Genomic DNA, 11,355 nt, shown 5'->3' with positions numbered 1-11,355 from the left:
CCCGAGCCGGTCGGCCATCGACCCGGCCGTCAGCAGCAGGCCGCCGAAGGTCAGCGAGTACGCGCCGGTCACCCACTGGAGGGCGGTGGTGCCGCTGCCCAGGTCGCGGCCGATGGTGGGCAGCGCGATCGAGAGCAGGGTGTTGTCCACCATCTCGACGAAGAAGGCCAGGCAGAGCGCGGCCATCGGGATCCAGGCCGCGCGCAGCGACGGATAGGTGCGCGGCGCCGCTGCTGGGGCGGCGGCGGTGGTTTCGGTGCCGGTCATGGCGGCCTCCTCTCGGGACGGGTGTCAGGGCGGGTGTCGGGGTGGGCGTCGCGGTGGGCGTCGCGGTGCATCGATGCCGTCCGCACTGCCGCCGTGGCGCTGCCGCCCGTCTCCTCAGAGCGTGCGGGAGCGCGCCGACAGGCCGCTGTCATCCCACTGACAGCCCGCCGACAGCCCGCCGACAGCGGGGGCGGGCGGCCACCAGGGGTTCCATCCGCTCCCACACCGCGTCCGTCCACTCACCTCGACCTGCCACAAGATCAATGACCAGGCGCGTCTTGGAAGCACGCGGGTCCGTTCGGCGCCAGATCGCGATGAGTCGAATCCGGGAGCCGCAGAGTTTCGCCGTGTCGTCGACGTCCGAGGTGAGCAGGGCCACCGGTCCCGGTTGGCGGAGTGCCGTCTCGGCAACGGTCGCGTCGATCGCGCATGCGTGACCGTGCAGGCCGGCCTCCACGAGCAGGTCCGCCGCCGCGTCGGCTGCGGGCTCGGTCACGGACTCGACCCTGACCCGGGAGAGCACGAAGTTCAGTCGTGCCCTGTCCACCCGGGCGTGGGTGACTTCCACGATGGTGTTCGCACAGGTCACGAGCTCTGCTCCCACCGAAACGAACAGATCCGGCTTGACGAGGAGACCGCGGTCCTACGCGACCCGTGCAGACAGCCCCTAGAAGTCGAGAACGACCGTCGCGAAGCGCTCGTTCACGCGGCGTCCACCGACCGAGCCGCCCCGCCCGACCCGAAGATCTCCTCGTGCGCCGGCTTCGGCTGCTTCCCGGGTCTCGCCCGTGTAGCGAATCCGGACGCGCGCCGCCTTCGTGCGGTTGGTTCCAGGCATGCTGACACCTCGTCGCCGCCCGGTCGGCGCTTCGGTCACAGACCTCGTGAGACCGCACCAATGGATGGGCGGAGTGGGTGCTCCACACCCGCGCTCAGCCGCCTCGGGCACCGGGCCCGCATGGCATCGCTGTGCATCCGGGTCTCCGCGCATCGGATGCACAAGAGCACGGACCACGCCATCGGTAAGCCAAGTCCGCTCCCCAAGAACGATGTTCGCGCCACGAGGTGATGGAACATCAGGATCGAACGCCGACATCGCACGGTGGAAGCCGAACGATCGGGTGCGAAGACGTCAGATCGGCTCGACCGCGATGCGGCGGTGGCACAGGCGGCGTAGATCATCGACATCGCCGGTCACCACGGTCACGTCGCCGTGTTCCGCGTGCGCGGTGGCTGCGAGCATCGCGTCGATGGCGTACTTGTGGCCGTGCAGCCCCTCGGCTGTCAGCAGCTTGCTCGCCGCCCGCGCGATCTCCTCCGTGACGGGCCGCACCTTGGCGAGGGAGACCGCGTGGTCGAACGCCGCCTGCGGCACCTTGGGATCGCGCGCCTCCACCAGAGTGGCTGCGCTCGTCACCACCAGAAGATCCAGTGTGCGGGCGACGTCCAACCACACAGTCATGTCGCGGTGCCGCCGGGACAGCTTGGAGAGAGCCTCGCTGTCGAGAACGAGCGTGCCGCTCACGCGGCGTCCGCCGGGGCGGGGTCTGCGCGATGAGCGGCATGGTGCGCACGGATGCGCTCGGCCCTGGCCATCACCTCCGCCGGGTCCACCGGTCCGTGATCGGCTTCGGCGGCCTCGATGTACTCGTCGATGGCTTCGCGCTGGAGTTGCCGTTGCACGGCCTCCTCGATGTAGGAGGAGATGCCCTGCTTGCCGGCGCGGGCACGAATGGCTTCCAAGGTCTCGGCGCGCAGGGAGACGCTGGTGACTCGTGTCTTGCCGGAGCGCGGTGCAGTCATGGGAAAACTGTAGTACATGGTGTGTGAGGATGTCGGCGGTCACCCTTGCACGTAGGGTCGCCGGTATGCGACTGAGTACGGTGATCCCCCCCATCCACCGGTGGAGCGAGGGGCAGCAGGTGTGGCGGCGGGCCGAGGAACCGGGCTTCCACGCGGCGTACACGTACGACCACCTGAGCTGGCGGAGCTTCCGGGAGGAGCCGTGGTTCGGGTCGGTACCGACGCTGACGGCGGCGGCCACGGTGACCGAGCGGATCCGGCTGGGGACGCTGGCGACCTCGGTCAAGCCCCGTTCACCTATCGCATGCTGACCTGCGAAGACCTGCAGTTGCGCCCGTCCGACGCGTAGCTCGTTCTCACGGCTCCCGCCTCATGCACTCCCGGCGGTAGGCCAGTGCTTCGGAGGAGTCGCGGCGGGATTCACGATTCGCAGCCGGCTCTGATGCGACGGGTCGATCGAAGTGAGGGACAGCAGGAGTTGGCCTGTTGCGCATTCGAGCTCGGTTAAGGCGTGTGGCAGACCGGCGCAGACAGTGGCGACAGCCGCGCCCAGGCCGAAGAGGCCCCCGTGCTTGTGATTGTGGCGGTACTCAATCCTGTGCAGGCCCGATTCGGCGATCGCCACAACCTCCAGCGGGCGAGCCATCTGCTTGGTGTCGTTAGTGAGCACGACCTGGAAGCCTGCTGAGGCTGCCCGCGCGTAGAGCTCGACGTCTTTGGTGCCTGCCCAGCCGACGATCTCTGCCACGTGTTGAAGTTCGTGCTGTTTCAGCAGCAACTGGGCCATTCGCGCCAAAGGCAGGGGGACGTTCTCGTCGAGCAGGATTTTCAAGAGGCAGCCTGCCGGAATCCTTCATCCGAGTAACTGTCCACGTAGGCGGTGAAGTCAGCAGCGTCGCGGGCAGCTTCCGCCGTGACACCGGGATAGAAGTCCCTGACCGACTCCGGCGGGACGCCGTCCTTGAGTAGGGCAGCGACTTCAGCAGCAGGGACACGCGTCCCCTCGATCACAGGTTCGCCGCCACGTACCAGCGGGTCCACGGACAGATGCTCTCTGGGTTGCAGGAGACTCGGGATCTGGCGGCCGTTGCGGTAGAACGGGGCGAGTACGTCGACCATCTCGTGGATGACCAGGTTGCCGCGCTTCTGCACCAGGTCCACAGCGTGATCCGGCGCAGCCAGGTAGATGGTGTCGGTGCTGGCCACCAATCGGTAGCTCGAAAGGTGTTCGTGCTCGTTGAGATCGTCGCGCAGGGTGTCCAGCGCGCGCCGGATCTTCTGGAGCGAAGTGTCCTGACGCAGATGGACGCATGCGCGAAGGGCCACGACATCCCGGAAGGAGTAGAGGATCGGCCGAGAGGCTGAGAGCTCCGGGACCAATACGGCTCCGCGTGCAGCTGTGGCCCTGCGCCAGTGCGACAACTGGCGCAGAGTGGCACCGGACAGCGCGGCGGCAAGCTTGGGCTCGTACGACAACTGCGGCACCTCCCTGGCCTCGTTCGGCAGTCGACCGAACCGTACTTCATGGTCCCGTAGTGCCGGCCTGACTGCCACGATTTCACCCGACTCAGCGACTCTCTGCAGATCGGATCGCCGACGCGACGAACGCGTAGGGTCGCCGGTATGCGACTGAGTACGGTGATCCTCCCCATCCACCGGTGGAGCGAGGGGCAGCAGGTGTGGCGGCGGGCCGAGGAACTGGGCTTCCACGCGGCGTACACGTACGACCACCTGAGCTGGCGGAGCTTCCGGGAGGAGCCGTGGTTCGGGTCGGTGCCGACGCTGACGGCGGCGGCCACGGTGACCGAGCGGATCCGGCTGGGGACGCTGGTGACCTCGCCGAACTTCCGGCATCCGGTGACGCTGGCGAAGGAGCTGATCACGCTGGACGACGTGTCCGGTGGGCGGTTGACGTTGGGGATCGGGGCGGGCGGGGTCGGGTTCGACGCGACGGCGTTGGGGCAGGAGGCGTGGTCGGCGCGGGAGCGGGCGGACCGGTTCGGGGAGTTCGTGGGGCTGTTGGACGAGTTGCTGCGCGATGACGCGGTGACCCGGGAGGGGGTGTACTACTCGGCGGTGGAGGCGCGGAACGTCCCGGGGTGCGTGCAGGTGCCGCGGGTGCCGTTCTACGTGGCGGCGACCGGGCCGCGCGGGCTGCGGCTGGCGGCCGAGTACGGGCAGGGCTGGGTGACGTACGGGGACCCGAAGGGGCCTGCGGAGGTGCCGGTGGAGCAGGCGCCCGGGGTGATCGCGCGGCAGGTGGAGAAGCTGGCGGCGGCGTGCGAGGCGGCCGGGCGGGACGTCGGGGAGCTGGAGAAGGTGCTGCTCCAGGGTTCGACGGCGGAGAAGCCGCTGGAGTCGGTGGACGCGTTCGTCGACTGGGCCGGGACGTACCGGGAGGTGGGGATCACCGAGCTGGTGGTGCACTGGCCGGTGCCGGACTCGATCTTCGCGGGCGACCTCGCGGTCTTCGAGCGGATCGCCACCGAGGGCCTGGCGCAGCTGGGTTGAGCGGCGGGCGGATCGGGAGTCGACGTGCCCGGTGGGGAGGGCGGTTGACGGCACCGCCCCGGTGCCGGAGGGCATCGGGGCGGTGAGCGGGGGTGGGGGCGGCTCAGCGGACGGCGGTGGTGCGGCGGCGGACGGCGGCCACGGTGCCGAGGCCGAGCAGCACCAGCGCGGTGCCACCGAGGAGCATCGGGGTGGAGGACGAACCGCCGCCGGTGGACGCCAGGTTGGCGGCGGCGGGCACGCCGGTGGCGCCCGTGGTCGGGCTCGGGGCCGGGGTGGTCGCGGCGGGGCTGATCGCGGCGGCCGGGACGACGGCCGGCGGGGTGGAGCCCTTGGCGGGGGCGGAGGCGGGCGCGGAGGTGCTCGGCGCGGCGGTCGGGGCCGTGGTGCCGGCCGGCGGGTTCGGGTCGGTGGGGGCGGCGTGCCGGATCGGCAGCACCAGGTGGGCGTCGGCTCCGGGGGCGAGCGCGGCGTTCAGCACGCCGCCGTAGACGTCGACCTGGGTCTGGTCGGGGTTGGAGTGGCCGGTGACGGCGAGCCGGAAGGTGAAGGTGGCGCTGCCGCCGGCCGGGACGGTGCTCTTCAGCGAGGCGTAGTCGTCCGAGCGCAGCACCGGGTCGCAGCCGGGGCGCAGCGACAGGGTCCGCCATCCGTCGGAGGTCTTCACCTGGAGGATGAGGTCCTCCTTGGTCAGGATGCTGCCGGGCCGGTCCGCCGCCTCCGCCTCGTCGAAGAAGGCGACGAACGGGGCGATGCCCTCCGCCGGAACCGTCCCCGAGTTGGCGATCCGGACCTGGAACTCGACCGGGTCGCCGCCTGCCTCCAGCGACTTCTGCTGCGCGGTGATCTCCACCCGCAGCTTGTCGACCGGGACCTGCGCCGGGGCGTCCGACGGGACGTCCGACGGAGCCGCGGCGGCCACGGTCGCGGCCGGGGCGGCGGCGGCCACGGTCGCGGCCGGGGCGGCGGCGGCCACCGTCGCCGCGGCGTCCTCCGGCACGTCGCCGCAGGCCCAGGCGGCGGAGGCGCCCCCGAGGACGGGGACGGTGGCGCCGAGGACGACGACGGCGGCGAAGGAGGCGAGACGGGTGCGCCGGGTGCGGCGGGTGCGGACGGACATCGGAGGTTCCCCCAGGGACGGACGGTGGTGAGCGGCGGGCGCGGCGCCCGCTCCCGTTCCCCCCTGAGGCTCCGGGCGAGCGCCGCAGGAGAAGTCTGTCGAGCGGATGTCCGGCGCGGATCGTTGATCCGTCACCGAACGGCAACAGCCGATCGTGTGCCCACCGTCCGGTGCCGACGGGCGCTCTGACGTACCGTCCGCCACCTCGCGGCAGCGGGTGTTCGATACGGGGTGGGGGTATGCTGAGCGGGATGGATCGGACGGAACGGACCACGGACCGGGCCGGGCGGACGGCCGCCCGGTGGGCGGTGCTGTGCGCCCTGCTGCTGGGGCTGTTCCTGATGCACGGCAGCCCCGCGAGCGCCGCCGGCTGCCACCCCGGGCGGACGGAACGGTCCGGGCCGGGGCAGGACGCGTCCGTGCCGTCCGGAGGGGTCGCCGCGGTGCCGGTGCACCCGGCCAGCGTGCGGCACCGGCCCGCCGCCCGGCCGCCGCACGCGCGGCCCGGGAGCGACCGTCCGGCCGTCGGCGTGCCGGTGCGGGACGGGGGCCCGGGTGCCGTCTGCGTCTCCACCCAGGCGCGGGACCGTCCGCCGGTCCCCGCTCCGGGGGCGGCCCTGCCGTGGTGCCCGGCGCGGCCGGTGGTCGCCGTGGCGTGCCGGGCGGGCGCGGAGCGGGGCGGGCGGGCGCCGCCGGACGGCGGGCGGGGGTTGCTCATTCGGGTCTGCGTCGCCCGCAGGTGAGGGCGCCACCCGGACCGGTCCGCGCAGGCGGCCGGCCGGGCGCCGCGTCCTGTCCGCGACCGCGCATCCGCGCGCGCACCCTGGAGCGAACCCCCGATGACCCGTACCACCACCACCCGCCGCGCCCTGTCGGCCGCCGCCGCGGCCGCCGTCCTCGTGCTGGGCCCGACCGCCTGCGGCGGCGACGGCACGCCCGGCACCGACCGCGCCGCCTCCCCCTCGGCCGGCCACGGCGACCACGCCGGGCACGACATGGCCGGGACGAGCCACGGCCCGGACGGCGGGGACGGCACGCCCGGCAGCAGCACCGCCGACAACGGACCGGTCGCCGAACAGGGCGGCTACCGGCTGGACGGCGCGCTGTCCGGCGACGCGTACCGGTTCACCGTGACCGGACCGGACGGCGGGGTGCTGACCGCGTACCGGCCGGAGCAGACCGAGGAGATGCACTTCTACGCGATCCGCACCGACCTGTCCGGCTTCCGGCACCTGCACCCGGTGATGTCCCCGGACGGCACCTGGACCGCCCCGGTGGCCGCGCTGGAGCCCGGCGACTGGCGGGTGTACGCCTCGTTCGTCCCCGACGCGGGCAGCGGGGCGGGCACCGGCCTGGTGCTCAGCCGCAGCGCGACGGTGCCCGGGCGGAGTACGCCGGTGCCGCTGCCGGCCGCCGCCGCGAGCACCGGCGTGGACGGCTACACGGTGACCGTGTCGGGCGTGCCGAGGGCCGGGGCGGCCGGGGAGCTGACCGTCACCGTCGGCAAGGACGGGCAGCCGGTCACCGACCTCCAGTCGTACCTGGGGACGTACGCGCACCTGACCGCCTTCCACGCCGGTGACCTGGCGTTCGCCCACCTGCACCCGGAGGCGGAGGCCGCCGGGGGCACAGGCGGCGGGCCGGCCCTGGCGTTCCACGCCGAACTGCCGGAGCCCGGCGACTGGCGGCTGTTCCTGCAGTTCCGCACCGGTGGCACGCTGCACACCGCGGCGCTCACCCTGGACGTCGCGGCCTGACCGCCCCGGCCGGACCTGCCCGACCCGGCCGGACCCGCCCGACCCGGCGGGTCCGGCCCCGGGCGGGTCGCGTTCCCGGGCGGGTCCGGTTGCCGGGCGAGTGCGCGAAGATGGACGGATGACCGCCTTCCCGCGCCCCCGCCTGATCGCCACCGACCTCGACGGCACCCTGCTGTGCTCCGGCGGCACGGTGACCACCCGGACGGCCGCCGCGCTGGCCGCCGCCGAGGCCGCCGGGGTGCAGGTGGTGTTCGTCACCGGGCGGCCGCCGCGCTGGATGCAGCACCTGGGCGCGCACATCGGCGGCCACGGCGTGGCGATCTGTTCCAACGGCGGCGCGGTGGTCGACGTCCGGCGCGGGGAACTGTTGGAGACCTACCCGTTCGACCCGGCCCGGACGCTGTCCGTGACGGACCTGATCCGGGACGAACTGCCCGGCACGGCCTTCGCGTTCGAGTTCCCGGGCGGTTTCGCCCGGGAGCCCGGGTACAACGTGGTGATGTGGGAGTCCGACAAGGAGCACCCGGTCGGCACCGCCGCGGAGCTGCTCGCCGCCGGGCAGGTCGACGGTCTGTTCAAGGTGCTCGGCAAGCACCCCGACCTGGCCCCGGACGAGTTCCTGGACCGGGCCCGGGCCGCGGTCGGCCCGCTCGCCGAGGTCACCCGTTCCAGCCCGATCCCGCTGGTCGAGATCAGCGCCCCGGGCGTCACCAAGGCCAGCAGCCTGGCCCGCTGGTGCGCCCAGCAGGGCATCGAGGCCGCCGAGGTGGTCGCCTTCGGCGACATGCCCAACGACCTGGAGATGCTCGCCTGGGCCGGCCAGTCGTACGCCGTCGCCAACGCCCACCCGCTGGTGCTGGCCGCGGTCGCCCGGCACACCGTCAGCAACGAGCACGACGGCGTCGCGGCGGTCATCGAGACACTGATCTGACCCGTTCCGGAGCGGTCGCGCCGACAGCGGTCACCCGTCCAGGTCCAGTCCCAGGTCCAGGGTCAGCTCCTCCGCCCGGCCCTCCGCCCGACCCTCCGCACGGTCCGGGTCCGGTCCCGGGTCCAGGCCCAGCAGGCCCGCCATCGTCCCGGCGGCCCGGACGGCGGCGTCGGCGCAGCAGTTGTTGAACAGGACGTGCACCTCCCGGGTCCGCTCGGCCATCGCGTGCACGCGCTCCACCCAGGGGGCCAGCTCGTCGGGCGTGTAGTCGTGGCGGAAGCGGTCCTCCTTCGAGCCGGTGCCCCAGGCCCGGCTGCGGCCGTGGAGGCGGACCACCGCGAGGTCCGGGGAGGTGACCGGGGCGACCGGCGGGACGGAGGTGGGCAGGCCCTGCGCGGTGTCCACGGCCACGGCGGGCGTGCCCAGCTCGGTCAGCAGGTCGGAGGTGGCGGCGGCCAGCTCCGGCCGCCACCAGTCGGGGTGGCGGAACTCCACCGCCACCGGCCACCCCGCGGTGCGCTCCCGGCAGGCCCGCAGCAGCGCCCGGGACTGCGCGTCCGGGGCCAGCCACGGCGGGAACTGGAAGAGCAGGGTGCCGAGGCGGTCGGCCCGGCGCAGCGGTTCGAGGGCGCCGGCGAACCGGGCCCACACCTCGTCCAGCAGCTCCGGGTCGTCCTTCCGGGCCAGGGCCGGCCGCAGGTCGGCGGGCATCGCGGCCGACCGGGTGGGGTGGCCGGTGAGCAGCGAGAACGCCTTCACGTCGAAGCGGAAGCCGGCGGGCGTGCGCTCGACCCACAGCTCGCTGTTGCGGGTGCTGGGCAGCGCGTAGTACGTGGCGTCCACCTCGACCAGCGGGAACCGGGACGCGTAGTGGCGCAGCCTGCCCTCCGCGTCGCGCCGGCCCTTCGGGTACCAGCCGCTGGCCAGCAGCTCCTTGTCCGTCCAGGAACAGGCGCCGACCCGGATCTCTCCCATGGACCGCGCCTTCCCCGTCCGGGCCTGGCCTAACAACCCGGTCCGGACGGGTCGGCCCGCACCGGCCCGCACCGGCCCGCACCGGCCCGCACCGGCCCGGACGGGTCAGAGGCGGGCCGTCCAGCGGACCCGGGTGCCCTTGCCGTGCGGGCCGGGCTCGTGCCAGGCGTCGCCGCCGAGGGCCTCGGCGCGGCGGGTGAGGTTGCGCAGGCCGGAGCGGCGGCCGCCGTCGGGGATGCCGACGCCGTCGTCGGTGACGGTGAGCAGGACGCCGGGCGGGCCGGTGCGGGCGGGGGCGGCGGAGAGCGGGCGGCCGTCCTCGCCGAGGTGGACGGTGGCGTCCAGTTCGACGGCGACCCGGGAGGCGCGGGCGTGCCGGGCCGTGTTGGAGAGCATCTCGCGCAGGGCGGCCAGGAGTTGGCGGGAGGTCTTCTCGCCGACCAGGCTCTCCACCGGGCCGGTGAAGGTGATGGTGGGCTTGAAGCCGAGCGCCGCCGCGGCCTGGCTGCCCTCGCGCAGCACCCGGGTGCGCAGGGTGTCCGGCCGGTCGTCGGTGTCGCCGTGCTGGAGGGCGTAGATGGTGGTGCGGACCTCCTGGATGGTGGCGTCCAGCTCGTCCACGGCCTGCCCGATCCGCTCCCGCACCTCGGGGACGGCGGCCCGGCGGGCGGCCGACTCCAGCATCATGCCGGTGGCGAAGAGCCGCTGGATGACCAGGTCGTGCAGGTCGCGGGCGATCCGGTCGCGGTCCTGGAAGACCGCCAGCCGCTGCTGGTTGCGCTGGTACTCGGCCAGCCGCAGGGCCAGCGCCGCCTGCGAGGCGAAGGTCTGGGAGAGCTGCCGCTCGGTGTCGGTGAACGGCGGGGTGCCGGCCGCGCGCCACACGCACAGCGCGCCCAGCACCCGGCCCGCGGACACCATCGGCACCGCCATCGACGGACCGAACTCCCTTGCCAGCCGGTCGAACTGGGTGTCGGAGGCGGTCTGCGGCGAGGCCGCCAGGTCGTCCAGGTAGACCGCCTCGCCGGCCAGCAGCAGGGGCGCGAAGCCGTGCTCGGGCAGCAGTTCGCCGGTCAGGTGGTCGGCCCGTTCGCCGGAGGCGTGCGCCACCCGCATCCGGTCCTCGCCGGCCGGCAGCAGGATCATCCCGAGCGCGCCCTCGGCGAGTTCGCGGACCTGCTCGGCGGCCACCGTCAGCGCGATCTGCGCCTCGTCGGTGGACAGCAGCGAGGTGGTCACCGCCGCCGCGCCGGTGATCCAGCGCTCCCGGCGGCGGCCCTGCTCGTACAGCCGGGAGTTCTCGATCGCCACGCCCGCCGCCGCGCCGAGCGCCAGCACCACCTGCTCGTCCTCGGGGGTGAACGAGCCGCCGCCCTTCTTCCCGGTCAGGTACAGGTTGCCGAACACCTCGCCGCGGACCCGGATCGGCACCCCCAGGAAGGACACCATCGGCGGGTGGTGGTCGGGGAAGCCGACCGAGCGCGGGTCGGTGGACAGGTCGGTCAGCCGCAGCGGACGCGGGTCGTCGATCAGCGCGCCGAGGATGCCCCGGCCGGTCGGCAGGTGGCCGATCTCGGCCGCCGTCCCCTCGTCGACGCCGATGTGGATGAAGTCGGACAGGCCGCTGCCGTGCGGGTTCACCACCCCCATCGCCGCGTACTCCGCGTCCACCAGCTCGGCCGCGCCGGCCGCGATCCGCTGGAGCGTGGCGTGCGGGTCGAGGCCCGCGCCGACCGACACCACCGCCTCCAGCAGCCGCTGCATCCGGTCGGTCACCGCGGCGGCCGACTGGAGCCGCTCCGAGACCTCGGTGACCAGGGTGTCCAGCCCGAGCGAGGAGATCTCGGGGATGCGCGGCCGGCCGCCCGTGGCGGTCGGCTCCTCCGGCGTCTGCATGGGACCAGTGTGCCCGTCTGTCATGGTTCGCCCCTTTTTTCAGCCCGGCGACACCCGGCGCGGGCCGCCACCGACCGCCACCGCCGCGAACCCGC

12 protein-coding genes and 2 pseudogenes are annotated in these 11,355 nt (G+C 73.6%); 4 read left to right on the top strand and 10 right to left on the bottom strand.

The annotated features are described in order from the left end of the window. From ACIQVD_RS17910 to ACIQVD_RS17890, 5 genes and pseudogenes are all read right to left on the bottom strand, one after another. Nucleotides 1-267, bottom strand: a 267-nt coding sequence (locus tag ACIQVD_RS17910) for an MFS transporter (protein ID WP_402290065.1), incomplete at its 3' end; no start/stop codon positions are given. A gap of 307 nt (nucleotides 268-574) precedes the next feature. Beyond that, nucleotides 575-931 (bottom strand): annotated as a pseudogene (locus tag ACIQVD_RS17905) (DNA-binding protein); the annotation flags it as partial. 3 nt (nucleotides 932-934) lie between these two features. Beyond that, nucleotides 935-1,105: a hypothetical protein gene (locus ACIQVD_RS17900; protein ID WP_402290063.1), complete on the bottom strand. Its 171-nt coding sequence runs from the start codon at nucleotides 1,103-1,105 to the stop codon at nucleotides 935-937. Nucleotides 1,106-1,399: 294 nt separating this feature from the next. Next, nucleotides 1,400-1,792 carry a type II toxin-antitoxin system VapC family toxin gene (locus ACIQVD_RS17895; protein WP_402290060.1) on the bottom strand — a complete coding sequence of 131 codons (393 nt, stop codon included), beginning with the start codon at nucleotides 1,790-1,792 and terminating at the stop codon, nucleotides 1,400-1,402. Then, complete coding sequence (locus ACIQVD_RS17890) at nucleotides 1,789-2,070, bottom strand: hypothetical protein (protein ID WP_402290058.1); 282 nt, start codon at nucleotides 2,068-2,070, stop codon at nucleotides 1,789-1,791. The genes ACIQVD_RS17895 and ACIQVD_RS17890 overlap by 4 nt, the downstream gene beginning before the upstream one ends. A 65-nt stretch (nucleotides 2,071-2,135) precedes the next feature. On the opposite strand from ACIQVD_RS17890, the pseudogene ACIQVD_RS17885 reads away from it, so the two are divergent. Further along, a pseudogene (locus ACIQVD_RS17885) lies at nucleotides 2,136-2,372 on the top strand (LLM class flavin-dependent oxidoreductase); the annotation flags it as partial. Nucleotides 2,373-2,440: 68 nt separating this feature from the next. Here ACIQVD_RS17885 and ACIQVD_RS17880 read toward each other — a convergent pair. Beyond that, nucleotides 2,441-2,902: a DUF5615 family PIN-like protein gene (locus ACIQVD_RS17880; RefSeq protein WP_402290056.1), complete on the bottom strand. Its 462-nt coding sequence runs from the start codon at nucleotides 2,900-2,902 to the stop codon at nucleotides 2,441-2,443. Continuing rightward, on the bottom strand, nucleotides 2,899-3,555 hold the full coding sequence (locus ACIQVD_RS17875) for a DUF433 domain-containing protein (protein WP_400692281.1): 657 nt from the start codon (nucleotides 3,553-3,555) through the stop codon (nucleotides 2,899-2,901). The genes ACIQVD_RS17880 and ACIQVD_RS17875 overlap by 4 nt, the downstream gene beginning before the upstream one ends. 138 nt (nucleotides 3,556-3,693) lie before the next feature. Between ACIQVD_RS17875 and ACIQVD_RS17870 the strand changes: the two genes are divergently transcribed. Further along, nucleotides 3,694-4,581 (top strand): LLM class flavin-dependent oxidoreductase, encoded by an 888-nt coding sequence (locus ACIQVD_RS17870; protein WP_402290054.1) that lies wholly within the window; start codon nucleotides 3,694-3,696, stop codon nucleotides 4,579-4,581. Between the two features lie 103 nt (nucleotides 4,582-4,684). Here the strand turns inward: ACIQVD_RS17870 and ACIQVD_RS17865 are convergent, their stop codons facing one another. Then, entirely contained in the window at nucleotides 4,685-5,701 is a 1,017-nt protein-coding gene (locus tag ACIQVD_RS17865; RefSeq protein WP_402290052.1) for a hypothetical protein, read from the bottom strand. A gap of 839 nt (nucleotides 5,702-6,540) precedes the next feature. Here ACIQVD_RS17865 and ACIQVD_RS17860 point away from each other — a divergent pair. Together ACIQVD_RS17860 and ACIQVD_RS17855 are read left to right on the top strand one after the other, a co-directional pair. Next, the gene (locus ACIQVD_RS17860; RefSeq protein ID WP_402290050.1) at nucleotides 6,541-7,458 is read left to right on the top strand and encodes a hypothetical protein; all 918 of its coding nucleotides are present in this window, start codon (nucleotides 6,541-6,543) and stop codon (nucleotides 7,456-7,458) included. Nucleotides 7,459-7,576: 118 nt separating this feature from the next. Beyond that, on the top strand, nucleotides 7,577-8,389 hold the full coding sequence (locus ACIQVD_RS17855; RefSeq protein WP_400692271.1) for an HAD-IIB family hydrolase: 813 nt from the start codon (nucleotides 7,577-7,579) through the stop codon (nucleotides 8,387-8,389). Nucleotides 8,390-8,419: 30 nt separating this feature from the next. On the opposite strand, the gene ACIQVD_RS17850 is transcribed toward ACIQVD_RS17855, so the two are convergent. Further along, nucleotides 8,420-9,364 carry a DUF72 domain-containing protein gene (locus tag ACIQVD_RS17850; RefSeq protein WP_400692268.1) on the bottom strand — a complete coding sequence of 315 codons (945 nt, stop codon included), beginning with the start codon at nucleotides 9,362-9,364 and terminating at the stop codon, nucleotides 8,420-8,422. A 105-nt stretch (nucleotides 9,365-9,469) separates the two neighbouring features. Next, entirely contained in the window at nucleotides 9,470-11,260 is a 1,791-nt protein-coding gene (locus ACIQVD_RS17845) for a GAF domain-containing sensor histidine kinase (protein ID WP_400692265.1), read from the bottom strand. Between the last annotated feature and the right edge of the window lie 95 nt (nucleotides 11,261-11,355).

Source organism: Kitasatospora sp. NPDC090308, assembly GCF_044769485.1.
Taxonomy (GTDB): domain Bacteria; phylum Actinomycetota; class Actinomycetes; order Streptomycetales; family Streptomycetaceae; genus Kitasatospora; species Kitasatospora fiedleri.
Note: the sequence above shows the minus strand (reverse complement) of the source record. Positions and strands in the feature narration are given on the sequence as shown.

Excerpts from the sequence above, each read along its gene's own strand:
- ACIQVD_RS17900 (WP_402290063.1), bottom strand. The coding sequence starts at position 1,105 with ATGCCTGGAACCAACCGCACGAAGGCGGCGCGCGTCCGGATTCGCTAC.
- ACIQVD_RS17890 (WP_402290058.1), bottom strand. The coding sequence starts at position 2,070 with ATGACTGCACCGCGCTCCGGCAAGACACGAGTCACCAGCGTCTCCCTG.
- ACIQVD_RS17870 (WP_402290054.1), top strand. The coding sequence starts at position 3,694 with ATGCGACTGAGTACGGTGATCCTCCCCATCCACCGGTGGAGCGAGGGG.
- ACIQVD_RS17865 (WP_402290052.1), bottom strand. The coding sequence starts at position 5,701 with ATGTCCGTCCGCACCCGCCGCACCCGGCGCACCCGTCTCGCCTCCTTC.
- ACIQVD_RS17860 (WP_402290050.1), top strand. The coding sequence starts at position 6,541 with ATGACCCGTACCACCACCACCCGCCGCGCCCTGTCGGCCGCCGCCGCG.
- ACIQVD_RS17855 (WP_400692271.1), top strand. The coding sequence starts at position 7,577 with ATGACCGCCTTCCCGCGCCCCCGCCTGATCGCCACCGACCTCGACGGC.
- ACIQVD_RS17850 (WP_400692268.1), bottom strand. The coding sequence starts at position 9,364 with ATGGGAGAGATCCGGGTCGGCGCCTGTTCCTGGACGGACAAGGAGCTG.
- ACIQVD_RS17845 (WP_400692265.1), bottom strand. The coding sequence starts at position 11,260 with ATGCAGACGCCGGAGGAGCCGACCGCCACGGGCGGCCGGCCGCGCATC.